Below are 14706 nucleotides of genomic sequence, written 5' to 3' on the forward strand. Positions count from 1 at the left end.
AATAGGTCCTTTATGTAGTACGCTTTAATAATCAGGCACACTATCTCACCAATCACTACATTTTAACCTACTGAAAAGGGGGCTGAATGATGAAAACCCAACTGACAGAGCTGCTAGGCATTCAATATCCAATCATTCAAGGAGGTCTGGCAAACCTGGCATATTCCGAGCTCGCTGCTGCCGTATCCAATGCCGGCGGTCTGGGACAGATAACAGCCACCTCGCTGCCGTCAGCGAATCACCTTCGCGAAGAAATTCAGCAAGTAAGGAAACTGACCAACAGACCCTTTTCCGTCAACATTGCGATCTCAGAGCACAAATCTATCATGCCATTTCTTGAAGTGGTTCAAGATGAACAAGTGCAGGCTGTCACATTGACCGGCGGAAATCCGGCTCCCATTCTACATCAGTTGGAATCCAGTTCAGTTAAAAAATTAATACTGGTTAGCAGCGTCCGCCAAGCAAAGAAGGCAGAGTCACTGGGTGCTGATGCAGTCATTGCGGTGGGACAGGAAGGCGGCGGTCATATCGGGAGAGCAGATACCGGAACCATCGTACTCGTGCCTCGCGTCGTCGACGCCGTCAAAATTCCTGTAGTTGCCAGCGGCGGTATTGCTGACGGTCGAGGGTTCTTGGCGGCCTTGGCTCTCGGAGCACAAGGTATTGAGATGGGAACCCGATTTATTGCAACACGGGAATGCATTGCTCACTCTGCGTACAAGAATGCAATTGTGGAACGCGATGAGTCACAGACACTGGTAATCAAAAGAAGTATCGGAGCCCCTGGCCGCGTGCTGAACTCTGACTGGGTCCAAAAAATTCTGGAGGAGGAAGAACGAGGCGCTACGGCCGAGCAACTCCATCCGTACCTTACCGGGGAGAGAAACCGCACCGCTATCCTTGAGGGGCACATGGATGCGGGCTTCGCATGGGCAGGTCAATCCATTGGCCTAATTGACAGCGTCCCGACTGTTGCACAACTCTTTCAGTTCCTTCTGTCCACTCTTGGTTCCATGAAGGATACAGTTAATGGGTATGTTTCTTGATGCATAATGCAGTGCTCAAACACTCATGATACAACTACTTCAGCACAGTACATCTGTGTTGGCTTTACAGTACTCGTGTTTAACGCAGCGCAAAGGAGGCTCATCGAGTTATGCCAAGCTGGTTCATACCTGTTTTTATAGCGCTGGCCCTGCTGTCATTCCTGATGACGCCTCCTACGTTCTTGACGGACAAATTCGTCTCAGTATTCGCGACGCATCCCAAGCTTCAGAACGAGGCTGTCATCTATGTCAATGGAGCGGAACTCACCAGGGAGAAAAAGGAAGAGTTCATCGAGCGTTGGAATGGAGCACGGTTCTTATATAGGGTCTACGACAACTTTGATGACAATAACGGCACACCAATACGCATATCGGTTCATTCATCCCGCAGGCACATGAGTTTCCTTTTATTTGGAGACGGCCGCTATATTGACGTGATAAAACAAATCTCCAAGAGAAAAGCCGTTTTTTATCGCGTAAAAGGTGAGAAACTTGAAGCGTTTATTCGATCATTACTTACCGAGTCGGAAAAAATTGCTCAGCCATAAGAATTTCGGAAAGAAGAACGCACACGCAGTATTCTTCGGCATGCCTGCAGTTGCCACAGCCCTATCCGTTGATAATTTCTCCGCCGTTGATGTGTAACACCTGTCCTGTCATAAACCCGGAGTCTTCAGACGCAAGGTAAATGTATGCAGGCGCCACTTCAAACGGCTGTCCAGCACGCTTCATCGGCGTATCGTTCCCAAACTCACTGACCTCACTCTCGGTAAACGACGCCGGGATTAACGGGGTCCATATTGGTCCTGGTGCAACAGCGTTTACACGAATGCCTGAATCCACGAGAGATAACGCCAACGATCGCGTGAATGTGACGATAGCCCCCTTTGTAGCAGAGTAATCGATGAGGGTCTTGTTCCCCTTGTACGCTGTAACTGACGCAGTATTAATGATACTGTCGCCTTTCTTTAAATGCGGTAAAGCAGCCTGACTCACGTAGAAATAGGAAAAGATGTTCGTTTGAAACGTCTCAAGTAACTGCTTCGGAGTGATGTCGAGAAGACTTTGCTGCGAATACTGTACTGCCGCATTATTCACTACGCAATCCAATCCACCGTACTCCCCCACAGTCTGTGTCACTGCATGTACAGCTTCACTCTGTTGTTTTAGGTCCGCCTTAACCAACAAACAGTGACCGCCGTAGGATTCCACAGCGTGTTTTGTGGCTTTTGCATCTAAGTCTTCAGTGTAATAGATAACACTGACGTTGGCACCTTCCTTTGCGAAGGCGATAGCTGCCGCACGCCCAATGCCGCTGTCGCCGCCTGTAATGACCACTGTTTTTCCCTTACACTTCCCACTGGCCTTGTAGTCAGGATTATCAGCAATCGGCAGCGGGTCCATCAGATGCTCGTGTCCAGGCATAGTAGATTGGTGCTGTGGGCGAAAGTTAAGCTTTACCTTCTCACTCTTTGGTTGTTCACCGTAAGGTTGGACTTCCGGATACATGGGAGGGACTCCTTTAAAAAATGGACTGTATTTTCCTTGCAAAAAGCGCATGCAGACATAAGCCACTACTTAATGTGGCAACGCATCCAAGGAATATGCATTTTTAAAGGTCTGATGGGGTTAGACTCCAGTTTGGAGGCTGGATGCGGGGTGGAACGTACGAACGTACGAAAACTGCTACCTACCGCCCGGTGACCGGCTTGCCTTCACGCAGCCACGCGTTCATCCCGCCTTTCAGGTGGGACACACTGGTAAAACCCGCCTTAAACAGCTCAATTGCAGCCGCTTGGCTGCGATGCCCCGTTTTGCAAATCAGGATAATACCTGTATCTCCGTCGTGGGCTGTGATAATACTGCGCTCATTTCCCAGGGGATAGTTCTTTGCGCCCGCAATGTGGCCCGATCTGAATTCGCCTCGCGTCCGAACATCAAAAATGAGAGGCATCCGGTTTTGGCGGAGTAGACTTTCTACCTCATCTGGGTTCAAATCCTTAAGCCCTGCCGGGTGACGAAATAAGTTAAATACGTTCATGACGAAACCTCCGTCTGCGTAGAACTCTTCCAAGTCTCAAATTATAGCAAATGCGTTGTTGCATAGCTATGTTTTTAAACAACCGAGTTTCTCTTTACATGAACCAGAGCTGAATTGTCTTCAACATTATGAGGAGGAGCATAAGACGAATTATAGAATCGTGACGTAATTCTATTATATATGAAGCTTGTGAGTTCAGTCTGCGCGAAAACTGGCAGAGCCACTAATGACTGTTGCCCTTTCACTGGCTTCACTTTGGCTATTTCATTGCGAAACTTCTCCATTAACAGTCCGTCAAAAGCGATGTAGGGCACAAATATCCGGGAAGATGGTGCCATGGAGTTTTTACTGAAGAAATCATAAGCGGATGTCCCAACTCCCGCTAGGATTGACGGTTTTACAGGAATTCCAATCCACTTTGATATTCTCTTTGCAACTTGGCGATATCTCTGAAATGTCTTAGAACTGCTGCTGGCACCACCGACTAAAACTACGCTCGTTGTTGTTTCGTCGAAATCCAGCAGCAGTCTATGAATGTATCCCGCTGTAAGGGATATCAGTTGACGCTCAGTCCCCCAGACTGGCATCCAACGCAAATGAAGATACGGTCGTCTCAATAGTAAAAACTTCGCTATCCAAACTGGGTTGTGAAGAACCGTATAACCAGTGGCGAATAAATACAGGGGCACACAGAGCCAGTCTTGCACACCTGATTCATCGACAAACCCGAGCACTGACTTCAAACTAGGCTCTTGGGCCTCCAAATGTGCCACCAGTACAGGGACTCTCCGCCCCATCCGGCGCTTGAGGTCCGCAACAAAATTTTGCGTCTGACGCTGTCCAGAAAGACTTCGCGTACCTCCGGAAATCAGCAAAATTCCCGTTGGTTTGTTCGTAATCTCACACACTGTTCGCACCCCGTTCTCTCTTTACACCTCTTATTTATCCGATTTTTCTAAAAATAATGGTCAAACGGTCTCTATTTCTCTTGATGTGAACAATCTTTACATCCACAGCATCAATAAGTGACTTCATTTGAGTGAAGGTGGGCGACTTTTCTGCAAAGTCGTCCCGCGACACCGTCAACGATTCAAATATACCATCGTATTGCACTCGTTCTCACCTCCACTGCCTCTTTTGACACTGCCGCCACTCTTTTGAGTATTACTATACCGTTGCCTAAGTAACCCTAACAAGAGTCTGCGTCACAAAACTTAACATATAGACAAATAACGCTATGTAATTTCCTCGATTGTGTCAGTTAATATGACACTGAAAAGAGAGACACGTGAAGCAACACGGCAAAGCACTGACTCTCCGGCTAGGATAATCAGTGCTTTGATGGGAGTTTTTATGAGAGCATTGGCGGCTAAAGAAACAGTGTCCCAGCATAGAGACTTCTATCTGGAGCTTAACTCTGCTTAATTTGCCCAGTACCTCTAATCATGTATTTGTAGGTTGTGATTTCGTCAAGGCCCATGGGTCCCCGCGCATGGAGTTTCTGAGTCGAGATGCCAATCTCGGCGCCAAAGCCGAATTCAAAACCGTCGGTAAACCGTGTGGATGCATTGTGGTAGACAGCGGCCGCATCAACAGCTCTTAAGAAGACCTCTGCAGTCTCAGGGTCATCCGTAACGATAGCTTCTGAGTGGGAGGTACCATACGTTTCGATATGCTGTATTGCTTCATCAAGCGTATCGACGACTTTTACCGACAATTCCAAGTCGAGGTATTCACGACCCCAGTCGTCGTCAGATGCACTTACGATCTTGCCTCGCTCTGCGTCCAATGAACTTAAGACCCTAAGCGACCGGTCGCACACGTGTAGTTTCACGCCAAGCTGACTTAACTCAAGGGCAACTTGCGGCAGCCAACTCCGCGCAATATCTTTGTGAACCAGCAGCGTTTCAGCTGCATTACAGACAGAAGGACGATTTGTCTTTGCATTTACGGTAATCTCTGTTGCCTTTGCGGGATTGGCATCCCTGTCCACATATACGTGGCAGTTCCCTACGCCCGTCTCAATGACCGGAACTCTGGCATTCTCAACAACTCTCTGAATCAAAGCTGCTCCGCCGCGGGGTATAGCGAGATCAACAAGTCCTTTGGCCCGAATTAAAACATCGACGGATTCTCTCTCCACCACATCGATGAACTGGACCGCCGCAGGTGGTATTTCACTTTTGTTCAGACCCGCATGTAGCGCCTGAACCAAGGCAGTGTTGGACTCCAGCGCGTCGCTTCCACCTCGCAAGACAACAGCATTACCCGTTTTAATACATAAGGCCGCTGCGTCGGCAGTGACATTAGGCCTCGCTTCGTAGACCATTGCTATCACACCCATTGGCACCCGAACTTTCTCTATAACCAACCCGTTTGGCCGATACATGGTTTCCATAACTTCCCCGATTTTGTCCGGCAGTGCTGTCACAGCCTTCATTCCGTCCATCATCTGTTGAATTCTTGTCTCAGTGAGCGCCAACCTGTCAATCCTCGATGCAGACTGTCCTGAACGTTGTGCGAGTTGTACATCCCTTGCATTCGCTTCGAGAATCGCCTCCCGATGGTCCCATAACGCACTCGCCATTTGCATCAAGGCATCGTTCCTTGTCTTCCCGGAAGCAGCAGCGAGACTCCGAGTCGACTTCTTCGCTTCTTTCAACTTCTGGTGTACGTACTGTTTGAACCCTTCATCCATCATGATTTTGACTCCCCTTCCATCAGAACCATGTCGTTGCGATGCACAACTTCCTGCAGCTTACGAAGCGTCTCTGCGCTTCGTCGACGTTCCAGCAACGCCTTCAGGTCTGCGCTGGAGAAATTGACAATGCCGTGTGCCAAAACACCGTTCTCCCCCATGATTTCTACCACTGCTCCAGCCTGGAACTCTCCTGATACCTCCCGAACACCAGGCATCAGCAGACTGCCCGACAGGACACAAATGGCGTCTGCGGCGCCAGCATCGATAGAGAGTCTCCCCTCAATTCTCGACCCGTGCAGCAACCACGCCTTCCTTTTTCTCAACCGGTTTTCTTTTGCGTGAAAGACAGTGCCTATCGGCTCCTGTTGTAAAACCCTTTGTAGAACGTCCGGTTCGGTTGCAGAAGCCACAACCACGTCGGTTCCAGACGCGGTTGCAATTCGCGCAGCGGCTATTTTTGTGCGCATTCCACCCGTCCCACCTGCAGTGCCTGCGCCACCTGCAAGTTTCACCACATCATCCGTAATATCCCAGATGTCTGTCAATCGTTTTGCCGCAGCATTCAGCTTCGGGTTCCCTGCGTACAGCCCGTCAATATCCGTCAGCAAAATCAGATACTTGGCTTCGCAAACCAGTGATACCAAAGCACCCAGTGTATCGTTGTCACCGAAGCGAATCTCATCAATAGCAACGGTATCATTCTCATTGACAATTGGAATAATGTCGTTTTCCATAAGTGTCATCATTGTGTTTCGAATATGCACAAATCGCTGGCGATCCTCTACGTCTTCCCTAGTTAGAAGAATCTGACCAATTGTCATTCCTTCGTTGTGAAACAAACTCGCATACATATCCATTAAAAGGCTTTGTCCAACAGCGGCTGCTGCCTGTTTTTCTGGCATGGTCATCCGCGACCTGGTCCAGCCCAGTCGGTTTAAACCAGCCGTGACCGCACCGGACGATACGAGCACAGGGCGCCAACGGCCGGAGCGCTGCAACTCGCCGAGTTGGGCAATAATGTTGCTCATCTTTTCAACAGCAAGTTCACCGTTGCCCGCTGTGATGGAACTTGTTCCAATCTTAACAACAATGGTTCGGGTCATGTTGGTCTTCCTTCCTCTAATCGTACTACGCGAGCAGAAATTGTATTGAAGCTTGAAGGAATCATTTCTAAAACATCCCCGTCAGAACATTTAACCTTTTACTCTACAATCGAATTAGAACAATTGCAAACACAATCCAAACGGGAGATTTCTTAAAATATGGTTTAGGAGCTAATAAGCTAATACCTTCGGGCTATTGACGACCTAAGTTGATTAGTGGTTAGGTAGTAACTATAGTGACAATTTCGCGAACTTTACTAATAAAACTGCACGAAGATAGATTGAAACAGGGGGACAATCATGAAAAAGCAGCTCTGGCGTAGTGAATGGGTCATTCCCATTGTGGTTCTACTTGTAGTCATTGGGATTTTATCTGTGGTGGAAGCCAATGCGGGAATTAATTTTAAACATACGACAGATCCGGGACACGCCACTTCGAATCAGGGTGTTCCAAGCAGCGGGGTTGCCGGTAATAGTACTCAAAGCCACCGGACGAAAAATGACGTCATTACAACGGGAGATCCGCTTCATGGAAAACCCGCACCGAATTTTACACTGACAGACCAGTTTGGAAAAAAGATTTCATTGAAGCAGTTTCGCGGAAAGACCGTGGTACTGGCATTTGTCGACAGCCGTTGCACCACTATCTGTCCCCTGACAACGGAAGACATGTTGAAGGCAGTGCAACTGCTCGGTCCAAAAGCAGCCCAACACGTGCAATTACTCGGTATCAATGCCAATCCTGTGGCCACTTCTGTTGCAGCCGTGAAACAGTATTCAGTGGAACACAACATGCTTCACTCATGGCATTTTCTCACTGCTCCCAAAACAGAGTTGCAAACCGTATGGAAGAACTATCATATCTATTCGGGAATCGTAAACGGGCAGATTGATCATACACCGGCCCTGTATATTATAGGTCCGAACGGTAAGGAAAAACTCTTATACATGACACCGAGCCAATATGCTTCAGTCAATGCAGAATCTCATGTGATGGCCAAACATATCGCACAGTACCTGCCGACGTCTATTCGTCCGCACATTAGCTTAGTTCCGTATCAAGGACCTAAAAAAGGACCGCAAAATCAAATTAAACTCCAGCCTCTCAGTGCAACTGGACTCACGCATCCTGTCATACTGGACCCTTCCAAGCCGCAACTCATTGTCTTCTTTGCGTCATTTGTTCCAAACATCAGGCAAAAGTTGTTGGAACTAAACCAGTTTGCCAGCCAACCTGGGCATCCGCAAGTCATTGCTATTGACGTCGGGACCATTGAACCTGGCATGGGAGACGTGAACAAGTTAATATCTGGACTGCCGAAACTTCACTTTCCAGTGGCCGTCGACAAAACCGGTCAGGTCGCGGATGCTTTTCACGCACAAGATTTAACCTGGTTTTCACTGACCAACGGATCTGGGCACATTGTCTGGCACCACGACGCTTGGCTGAAAATGACTTCACTTGGTCAGGACATTCGTAAGGCACTAAATAAGTCCAGTTAAGTAAGGAGGAAGTTCATTGGCTACAGCGGGGACATCTCAACAGGCCAAAACATGGCTGCCCGCAAGCAATCGTTTGTATCTGCAGCGCGGCCTCGGCATATTATGGTTGATTGCAGGATTGTTGCAAGCACAACCGCTGATGTTTACAACAGACTTTTATGCGTGGTACCCATCATCCATTATGGAAAGTCTTCTTCAAAATGCCGTTGACGGCGGACCACGATGGCTTGTTGCAATCGGACATGCTGGGTCCGCCGTGTGGAGCACTCATCCTATTCTGTTCAACGTTCTTGTAATTGTTATACAGATTCTTCTCGGCCTGTCTCTTTTAGTCATAAAGGCTAGAAAGAGCACTCGATTTATTTTATGGATATCGATAGTGTGGGCCATTCCGGTGTGGGTTTTTGGTGAGGGTATGGGCGGCTTCTTTACTGCTTCTTCATACTTTGAAGGCCTTCCCGGTGCTGCTTTTATGTACGCTGTCAGTGCAATCATACTGCTCTTGCCAGAGTATTTTTGGGAAGACGGTCAAGCAATCAGATGGATGTCTGTCAGCACAGGGATGTATTGGGGCGTCAGTGCTGTGTATCAGGTTGTACCTGCATTCGGATATTGGGGACACTACGGCTTAATGGAGTTGTTCGGAAATTCATCCTCATTGCCGCAACCAGCCATCTTATCACTGCCCATCCAGAGTGCGGCCTTGGCTATCAGTCATCATGCCGTCATCTGGAATGCGATTTTCTCAGCGATTTTAATTCTTTTGGCAATGGCATCGTTTAGGAATCGATGGACCCGTCTATCCATATGGTTGACGCTGCTGTGGTTGGCGTGGAGTTGGTGGTTTGGGGAAGATTTTGGCGGCATATTCTCAGGACTTGGCACGGACGTAAATACAATTCCTGTTGTCGGCTTGTGGATGGTGGTTCTATGGCGCAGCAGAAGCGCAAAACTCATAAAGTAAGACAAACTGCCCCTAGCCATATCTAAGCGGCTGCGGGGCAGTCCAACTGCCTTCTCAAAGATGTAGCAGAATCACTGAGTCGTAAAACGCAGTTACTCTGACATGCTCATTGCAGGAGAGGGCTTTGCCATCGGTTCGCCGACTGGAAGAACCACGCGGCCTGCGACCGAATTGATAACGCCGGCAGCCGAGGTGTACAATGCTGATAATCCACAGACGAGGCCAATCCATCCACCGAGTTGGCTCCCCATTACACCAAAATCACCCAGCGCGAGGAACAGGAATGCCAGCCACAGGGTTAAAAAGACAAAGAACAGTGCGCGATTTAAGTAGAAAGTCCCGAACCACAGATAGAAGGTCAAAACACCGAAGAACAATAAGTACACACCCATTCCTGCTGCGGGAGCTGAGTGGACAATGAAATAGAAAGATATCCAAAATGCGCCGTACGACGTAAACGCTGTGGCCCCGAACGTATTGCCCTTTCGGAATTCCCACATGCCAGCAATGAACTGAGCACCGCCGCCATAGGCAAGTGCCAGGCCAAGGACCACACCCAGTGCCTTCGCATCCGTCACACCAGCATTAATTAAGCTTAATATACAGGTCGTTATCCCAAATCCCGCAAGTCCCAGCGGACCTGGATCTGCAATCTTTGAAGCTTCAGCCATTTTTGTATCTCCCCTCTACTTCCATTTAATCAGAATCAGTCCACTAAATCTTTCGACAACATCAAACGCGTTACATGAACGCTTCTAGGAAACATTTCTTCATTTCTTCATTTCTTCAACCTACTGAATAAATTCAAAATGAAAACGCCATCATCCGGTTCAAAGCAACCAGTGCACTTCGTCCGAAATACCACCTCCTATGTAGAATAGACTATCTGCCATGGTCGTAAGCGATTACATCTTATAATATACATCGAATAGTCTAAATTTACAAATTGTTCCCTCACAATTTTAGAGATATTTTAAGTTACACTAAAAGATATAGTTACTGACTAGATGTTTACAGAAATCTTCCCACTCATTTCCTCGTATTCCATTGGCAATCCTACATAGTTCTCCGCCAGACTCTTGGATGCTGCCTCGGACGATGTGACATAGTCCAATTCAGCCAGTTGAATCTGCTGCTCAAAAGGCGATTGTTCTGCTTTACGATGCAGCATAGAAGTCATATACCAGGAAAAGCGCTCCGCTTTCCAGACTCTGCGCAGACAGGTGCTGGAGTAGCTTTGAAGAAGCGTATCGTCCCCGGTTTGATAGACATGGCTGAAGGCCCTCGCTAACACTTGGACGTCTGCAACAGCAAGATTGAGTCCCTTGGCACCTGTTGGCGGCACAATGTGGGCAGCGTCCCCGGCGAGGAACAGGCGTCCGTATTGAAGCGGATCGCATACAAAACTGCGCATGGAGACAATCCCCTTCTGAATAATGGGACCCTCAATCAACGTCCAGCCGTCTTCTGTTTCGGTTCTTGCATGAAGTTCTGTCCAGATTCTGTCGTCAGACCAATTGGCAATCTCGTCCTTGGGATCCACCTGGATGTACAGGCGTTGAATTTCGGCAGATCTCGTACTTACCAACGCAAACCCGCGCGGATGATTGGTATATATCAGTTCCGGCGCGGAGGGAGGTGCCTCAATCAAAATACCGAGCCATCCGTAGGGGAGCACCGTGTCGTATTCCTTTCGAACCGATGCAGGAATTGCGGGACGACTTGGACCGTGAAATCCATCGCATCCAGCAATGTAATCACACTCAATCTCCTGTACTTCCCCGTCTTTGTCAGGGCGAAATCGAATTTTCGGCGAATCTGTATCCACGTCGTGCAGTGACACATCCCCAACATTAAAAAGAATCTCGCCGCCCTGATTCAGCCTGGCTGCAACTAAGTCCTTAATGACTTCATGCTGTGCGTAGACTGTAACGTTCTTACCGCCTGTAAGTTCGTGCATGTTGATGCGGTGGCCCTTCCTGTTAAATCGCAGTTCAATCCCGTGATGGAAGTGACCCTCTCTCATCAGCCTGTCGCCGACACCTGTCTCGTTCATCAGATCCACCGTACCCTGCTCTAATACACCAGCTCGAATGGTTCCTTCAATTTCCTTTCGAGTTCTGGACTCCAGTACGATAGACTCAATTCCGCGGCGCTGCAATAAATGGGCAAGCATCAAACCTGCAGGACCGGCACCGATAATTCCTACTTGTGTTTTCCTCATTGTGTGCCCCTCCTTTTGTTCATCTAAATCTTGAGAAAGTCTGTGACATCTGACGAGTATGAGGACGCCGGCGGCCATGTTTTCAAGTCAAAAGGAAAGTCGGAACCAGGCAAGACCCTCTTTTCCCCCACCTGCGATACCAAATATGAAAGCGCCTTCTCATTCCACAGCACATTGTCATAATAGAATCTGGTCAGATAGTCTTCTGGGGGGCCCTGCAAATTGTTTTGAAGATTATCCCATACTTGATAACCTTGATTGTACCGGCCAATTTGATAGGGAAGAAAACCTCCGCCGTGTGCCAGAAGTACTTTTACCTTTGGAAACCTATCCAAATGACCCGTTAAAATTAGGTCCAGGGCACAAATAGTTGTCTCCCATGGCACCCCAATCAGGTTCGGCATCTTATTCTTCTTTAAACGAGGGTCTTCATTGAGAAGCGGATGAATAAACAGGATGGCTTCCTTTGCGTTGGCTTGCTGCCATAACGGTTCGAACCATGGGTCACTCAAAAGCCGGCCATTCAGACCAGGGCCGACAATCGCTCCCTTTAAACCCTGACCCAGTGCATCTACGAGAGCCTGTGCAGCAGCAGAAGGATTATTCAAGGGAACTGTCCCAAGGGCTGACAGACGTGCCGGGGAGTTTTTGACCCAAGTTGCCAGTCCTCGGTTGTAGACGGAAGCGGCTTCTGCTGTAACAGCGGGATCGAAATCATAGAGAAACAATTGCGGAATAGGAGAGACCAGGGAGTGAAGCACACCAGCGTCCGCTTGAGACTGAAGGAATAACTCCGAATCGTGAAACTCTCGTTTGAACTCAAACGACCACTTTCCGTTGACTGTGAGAAAGTCTTGCTTGTTCGGCACTTTCTTTTCCCAGACAGCGTTCAGTCGGTTGGACTGAACCGAAATCCAGTCAGTCATCTGCGGTGGTACAAAGTGCGTGTGAACGTCATACATGGCCCTCTCCTCCCACTCTGCGAGATTAAAACAGCCCTGCCTGCCCCAGTCTTTCCAGACCTCATCCCAGTCCTAGTCCCGGTTCTTCCGTCGTTCTGCCATGGACACGCCGCCCACTGCCCAGTGCTCTCTCGGCAATTCGTACAGGAGCACCCGAATCGACTCTGTGGGAGCATCGAGACTTCTGTGGACAGCATCCGTCACCTCAGCAATTAACTGCTCCTTCTTCTCCTTTGAGCGTCCTTCAATAATGTTGATTTGAATTAAAGGCATGTTCAGTTCCTCCTGCTCTAGCGGACATTCAATGTGATTTCACCCATGTTATCGAAGGCCGCGGTGACTGTATCGCCCTCGTAGACATGTACAGCCTCTGTGATACCGCCTGTCAGCACAATCATTCCAGGTTCAATGGCATCTCCTGTACGGGACAGCATGTGCGCCAATTCCACAACGGATTTGACCGGATGCCCTAAAACAGCCGCGCCCGATGCGGTTTGTACGACCTCCCCATTCTTCCTCATCACCACACCGACTTCGTCCAATCGGTACTGGTACGGAGAATAGGCTTGATTTGCGACGACAAACTTGGCGGAAGAAGCATTGTCAGCTACCACATCTACTAGTGTGAAAGAGAAGTTTTTGTATCGGCTGTCAATCACTTCGACAGCAGGCATAACACACTCCGTCGCCAGCCAAACGTCACGAGCTGTCACGTCTGTTCCCTCCAAGCGATGTTTAAACACAAACGCAATTTCCGGTTCCACACGCGGGTGAATCAAACCATCGAGACTCAGCTCTTCCCCTGTCATCTCCATAGAGCGAAGCAGTCTTCCGTAGATGGCCTCATCCACGCCGACAGATTGCTGTTTGGCCTTACTGGTCAAACCCATTTTCCAGCCCGTCATGACATCTCCTTGTTGAATGAGGCTGTCAATTCCCAGCCGCTGAATCTCGTATGCATCCTCCACAGCTAATCCGTCGTATCGAAGCGTGATTTTTTCAAGTTCCTCTGCTGCTTGCTGATGATGTGTGAGTTCTTGTGCAATTTCGTTTAAGTCCATCCTTCGAGTCACCTCATCCTGGTGTTGTCCTCTGCTGTGCTATTGCCGCTTTTGCCGCTTTCACTCTGCTTTCACTCTGCTTTCACTCTGCCTTTTGCGCCAATTCGTAAGCGACATCAACAATCATGTCTTCCTGCCCGCCTACTACTTTTCGTTGTCCTAGTTCCACCAGTACATCCCGCGGTTCCACGGCAAACTGCTCACCAGCCCGAAATGCATGGTGCAAGAAACTGGAATACACACCTGCATAGCCCAGTGTCAGGCTGAGCCTGTCTGTGGCAATCGGCTTCATCATTCGCGGCCGAACTTCATCTTCTGCAGCATCCATGGCATTGTACAGATGGATACCTGTCTCAATTCCGACCTTTTCACAGGCAGCAGCAAACACTTCGAGAGGTGTGTTGCCGGCACCAGCACCAAGGCCTGCCAAACTGGCGTCGATACGAACAGCTCCCTCCTCCACCGCGGCAATGGAATTTGCAATAGAGACACCCAGGTTGTTATGTGCATGGAACCCGACCTGCACATCGTTTGGCATCGCTCCGCGAATAGCAGATACCTTTTCCCGAACTTCATCCATCATCATGGCGCCGGCAGAATCAACGATGTAAACCGCATTGGCACCGTATGAGGCCATTTTCTTCGCTTCTTCTTGTAGAGTGGATGCAGGTGTCATATGCGACATCATCAGAAAACCCACGGTTTCAAGACCCATCTTTCTTGCTGCAGTAATGTGCTGCTCAGAAATATCAGCCTCTGTTGAGTGGGTCGCAACACGCACCGCGCCAATGCCGCACTCCACCGCAGCCCGAAGGTGCGTCAGTGTACCGATTCCCGGTAACAAGAGCGCTGCTACCTTTGTATGCTTAACAGCCCCGCAGACGGCTCTCAAATAATCTTCTTCACTTTCCTTTGCCAGACCGTACTGCAATGAACTGCCGCCCAGCCCGTCGCCATGGGTTGCTTCAATTAAAGTGACTCCCGTTTTATCCAGTGCTGCGGCTATGGCAGCTGCATCCTCTGTACTGAACTGATGCTTCACAGCGTGCATGCCGTCACGAAGGGTCACATCTGTGAGTTCGACTTTGTATTTTGCCACCG

16 protein-coding genes are annotated in these 14706 nt (G+C 48.9%); 4 read left to right on the top strand and 12 right to left on the bottom strand.

All coding sequences use genetic code 11. From position 1 onward, the window contains the following. The first annotated feature begins 86 nt into the window (after window positions 1–86). A complete protein-coding gene (locus GI364_RS17300; RefSeq protein WP_370541791.1) occupies window positions 87–1046 on the top strand; it encodes an NAD(P)H-dependent flavin oxidoreductase in 960 nt (319 codons plus the stop codon). A gap of 110 nt (window positions 1047–1156) precedes the next feature. Beyond that, window positions 1157–1594 (top strand): YfmQ family protein, encoded by a 438-nt coding sequence (locus tag GI364_RS17305; RefSeq protein WP_198850478.1) that lies wholly within the window; start codon window positions 1157–1159, stop codon window positions 1592–1594. A gap of 61 nt (window positions 1595–1655) precedes the next feature. Here GI364_RS17305 and GI364_RS17310 read toward each other — a convergent pair whose 3' ends face one another. The 6 genes from GI364_RS17310 to proB form a co-directional block, all read right to left on the bottom strand. Further along, window positions 1656–2555: an SDR family oxidoreductase gene (locus tag GI364_RS17310; RefSeq protein ID WP_198850479.1), complete on the bottom strand. Its 900-nt coding sequence runs from the start codon at window positions 2553–2555 to the stop codon at window positions 1656–1658. Window positions 2556–2736: 181 nt separating this feature from the next. Continuing rightward, the gene (locus GI364_RS17315; protein WP_198850480.1) at window positions 2737–3087 is read right to left on the bottom strand and encodes a rhodanese-like domain-containing protein; all 351 of its coding nucleotides are present in this window, start codon (window positions 3085–3087) and stop codon (window positions 2737–2739) included. A 74-nt stretch (window positions 3088–3161) separates the two neighbouring features. Next, on the bottom strand, window positions 3162–3995 hold the full coding sequence (locus GI364_RS17320) for a sirohydrochlorin chelatase (protein ID WP_198850481.1): 834 nt from the start codon (window positions 3993–3995) through the stop codon (window positions 3162–3164). A gap of 34 nt (window positions 3996–4029) precedes the next feature. After that, window positions 4030–4200 carry a hypothetical protein gene (locus GI364_RS17325; RefSeq protein WP_198850482.1) on the bottom strand — a complete coding sequence of 57 codons (171 nt, stop codon included), beginning with the start codon at window positions 4198–4200 and terminating at the stop codon, window positions 4030–4032. 298 nt (window positions 4201–4498) lie between these two features. Continuing rightward, the gene (locus GI364_RS17330; protein ID WP_198850483.1) at window positions 4499–5788 is read right to left on the bottom strand and encodes a glutamate-5-semialdehyde dehydrogenase; all 1290 of its coding nucleotides are present in this window, start codon (window positions 5786–5788) and stop codon (window positions 4499–4501) included. After that, window positions 5785–6891 (bottom strand): glutamate 5-kinase, encoded by a 1107-nt coding sequence (gene proB / locus GI364_RS17335; RefSeq protein ID WP_198850484.1) that lies wholly within the window; start codon window positions 6889–6891, stop codon window positions 5785–5787. Before proB ends, GI364_RS17330 begins: the two co-directional genes overlap by 4 nt. Window positions 6892–7191: 300 nt before the next feature. On the opposite strand from proB, the gene GI364_RS17340 reads away from it, so the two are divergent. Together GI364_RS17340 and GI364_RS17345 are read left to right on the top strand one after the other, a co-directional pair. After that, window positions 7192–8394, top strand: a complete 1203-nt coding sequence (locus GI364_RS17340; RefSeq protein WP_198850485.1) for an SCO family protein — start codon at window positions 7192–7194, stop codon at window positions 8392–8394. 16 nt (window positions 8395–8410) lie between these two features. Then, window positions 8411–9358, top strand: coding sequence for a hypothetical protein (locus GI364_RS17345; RefSeq protein ID WP_198850486.1), 948 nt, complete (start codon window positions 8411–8413; stop codon window positions 9356–9358). Window positions 9359–9450: 92 nt separating this feature from the next. On the opposite strand, the gene GI364_RS17350 is transcribed toward GI364_RS17345, so the two are convergent. The 6 genes from GI364_RS17350 to dmpG form a co-directional block, all read right to left on the bottom strand. After that, entirely contained in the window at window positions 9451–10029 is a 579-nt protein-coding gene (locus GI364_RS17350; protein WP_198850487.1) for an acetate uptake transporter, read from the bottom strand. Window positions 10030–10361: 332 nt separating this feature from the next. After that, window positions 10362–11582, bottom strand: coding sequence for a 4-hydroxybenzoate 3-monooxygenase (pobA, locus tag GI364_RS17355; RefSeq protein WP_198850488.1), 1221 nt, complete (start codon window positions 11580–11582; stop codon window positions 10362–10364). 23 nt (window positions 11583–11605) lie between these two features. Next, on the bottom strand, window positions 11606–12544 hold the full coding sequence (locus GI364_RS17360) for an amidohydrolase family protein (protein WP_198850489.1): 939 nt from the start codon (window positions 12542–12544) through the stop codon (window positions 11606–11608). 72 nt (window positions 12545–12616) lie between these two features. After that, the gene (locus GI364_RS17365; RefSeq protein ID WP_198850490.1) at window positions 12617–12817 is read right to left on the bottom strand and encodes a 2-hydroxymuconate tautomerase; all 201 of its coding nucleotides are present in this window, start codon (window positions 12815–12817) and stop codon (window positions 12617–12619) included. A 17-nt stretch (window positions 12818–12834) separates the two neighbouring features. After that, complete coding sequence (locus GI364_RS17370; protein ID WP_198850491.1) at window positions 12835–13605, bottom strand: 2-keto-4-pentenoate hydratase; 771 nt, start codon at window positions 13603–13605, stop codon at window positions 12835–12837. 82 nt (window positions 13606–13687) lie between these two features. Further along, window positions 13688–14704, bottom strand: coding sequence for a 4-hydroxy-2-oxovalerate aldolase (gene dmpG / locus GI364_RS17375; RefSeq protein WP_198850492.1), 1017 nt, complete (start codon window positions 14702–14704; stop codon window positions 13688–13690). Window positions 14705–14706 lie beyond the last annotated feature (2 nt).

The organism is Alicyclobacillus sp. SO9, from assembly GCF_016406125.1.
GTDB lineage: Bacteria > Bacillota > Bacilli > Alicyclobacillales > Alicyclobacillaceae > SO9.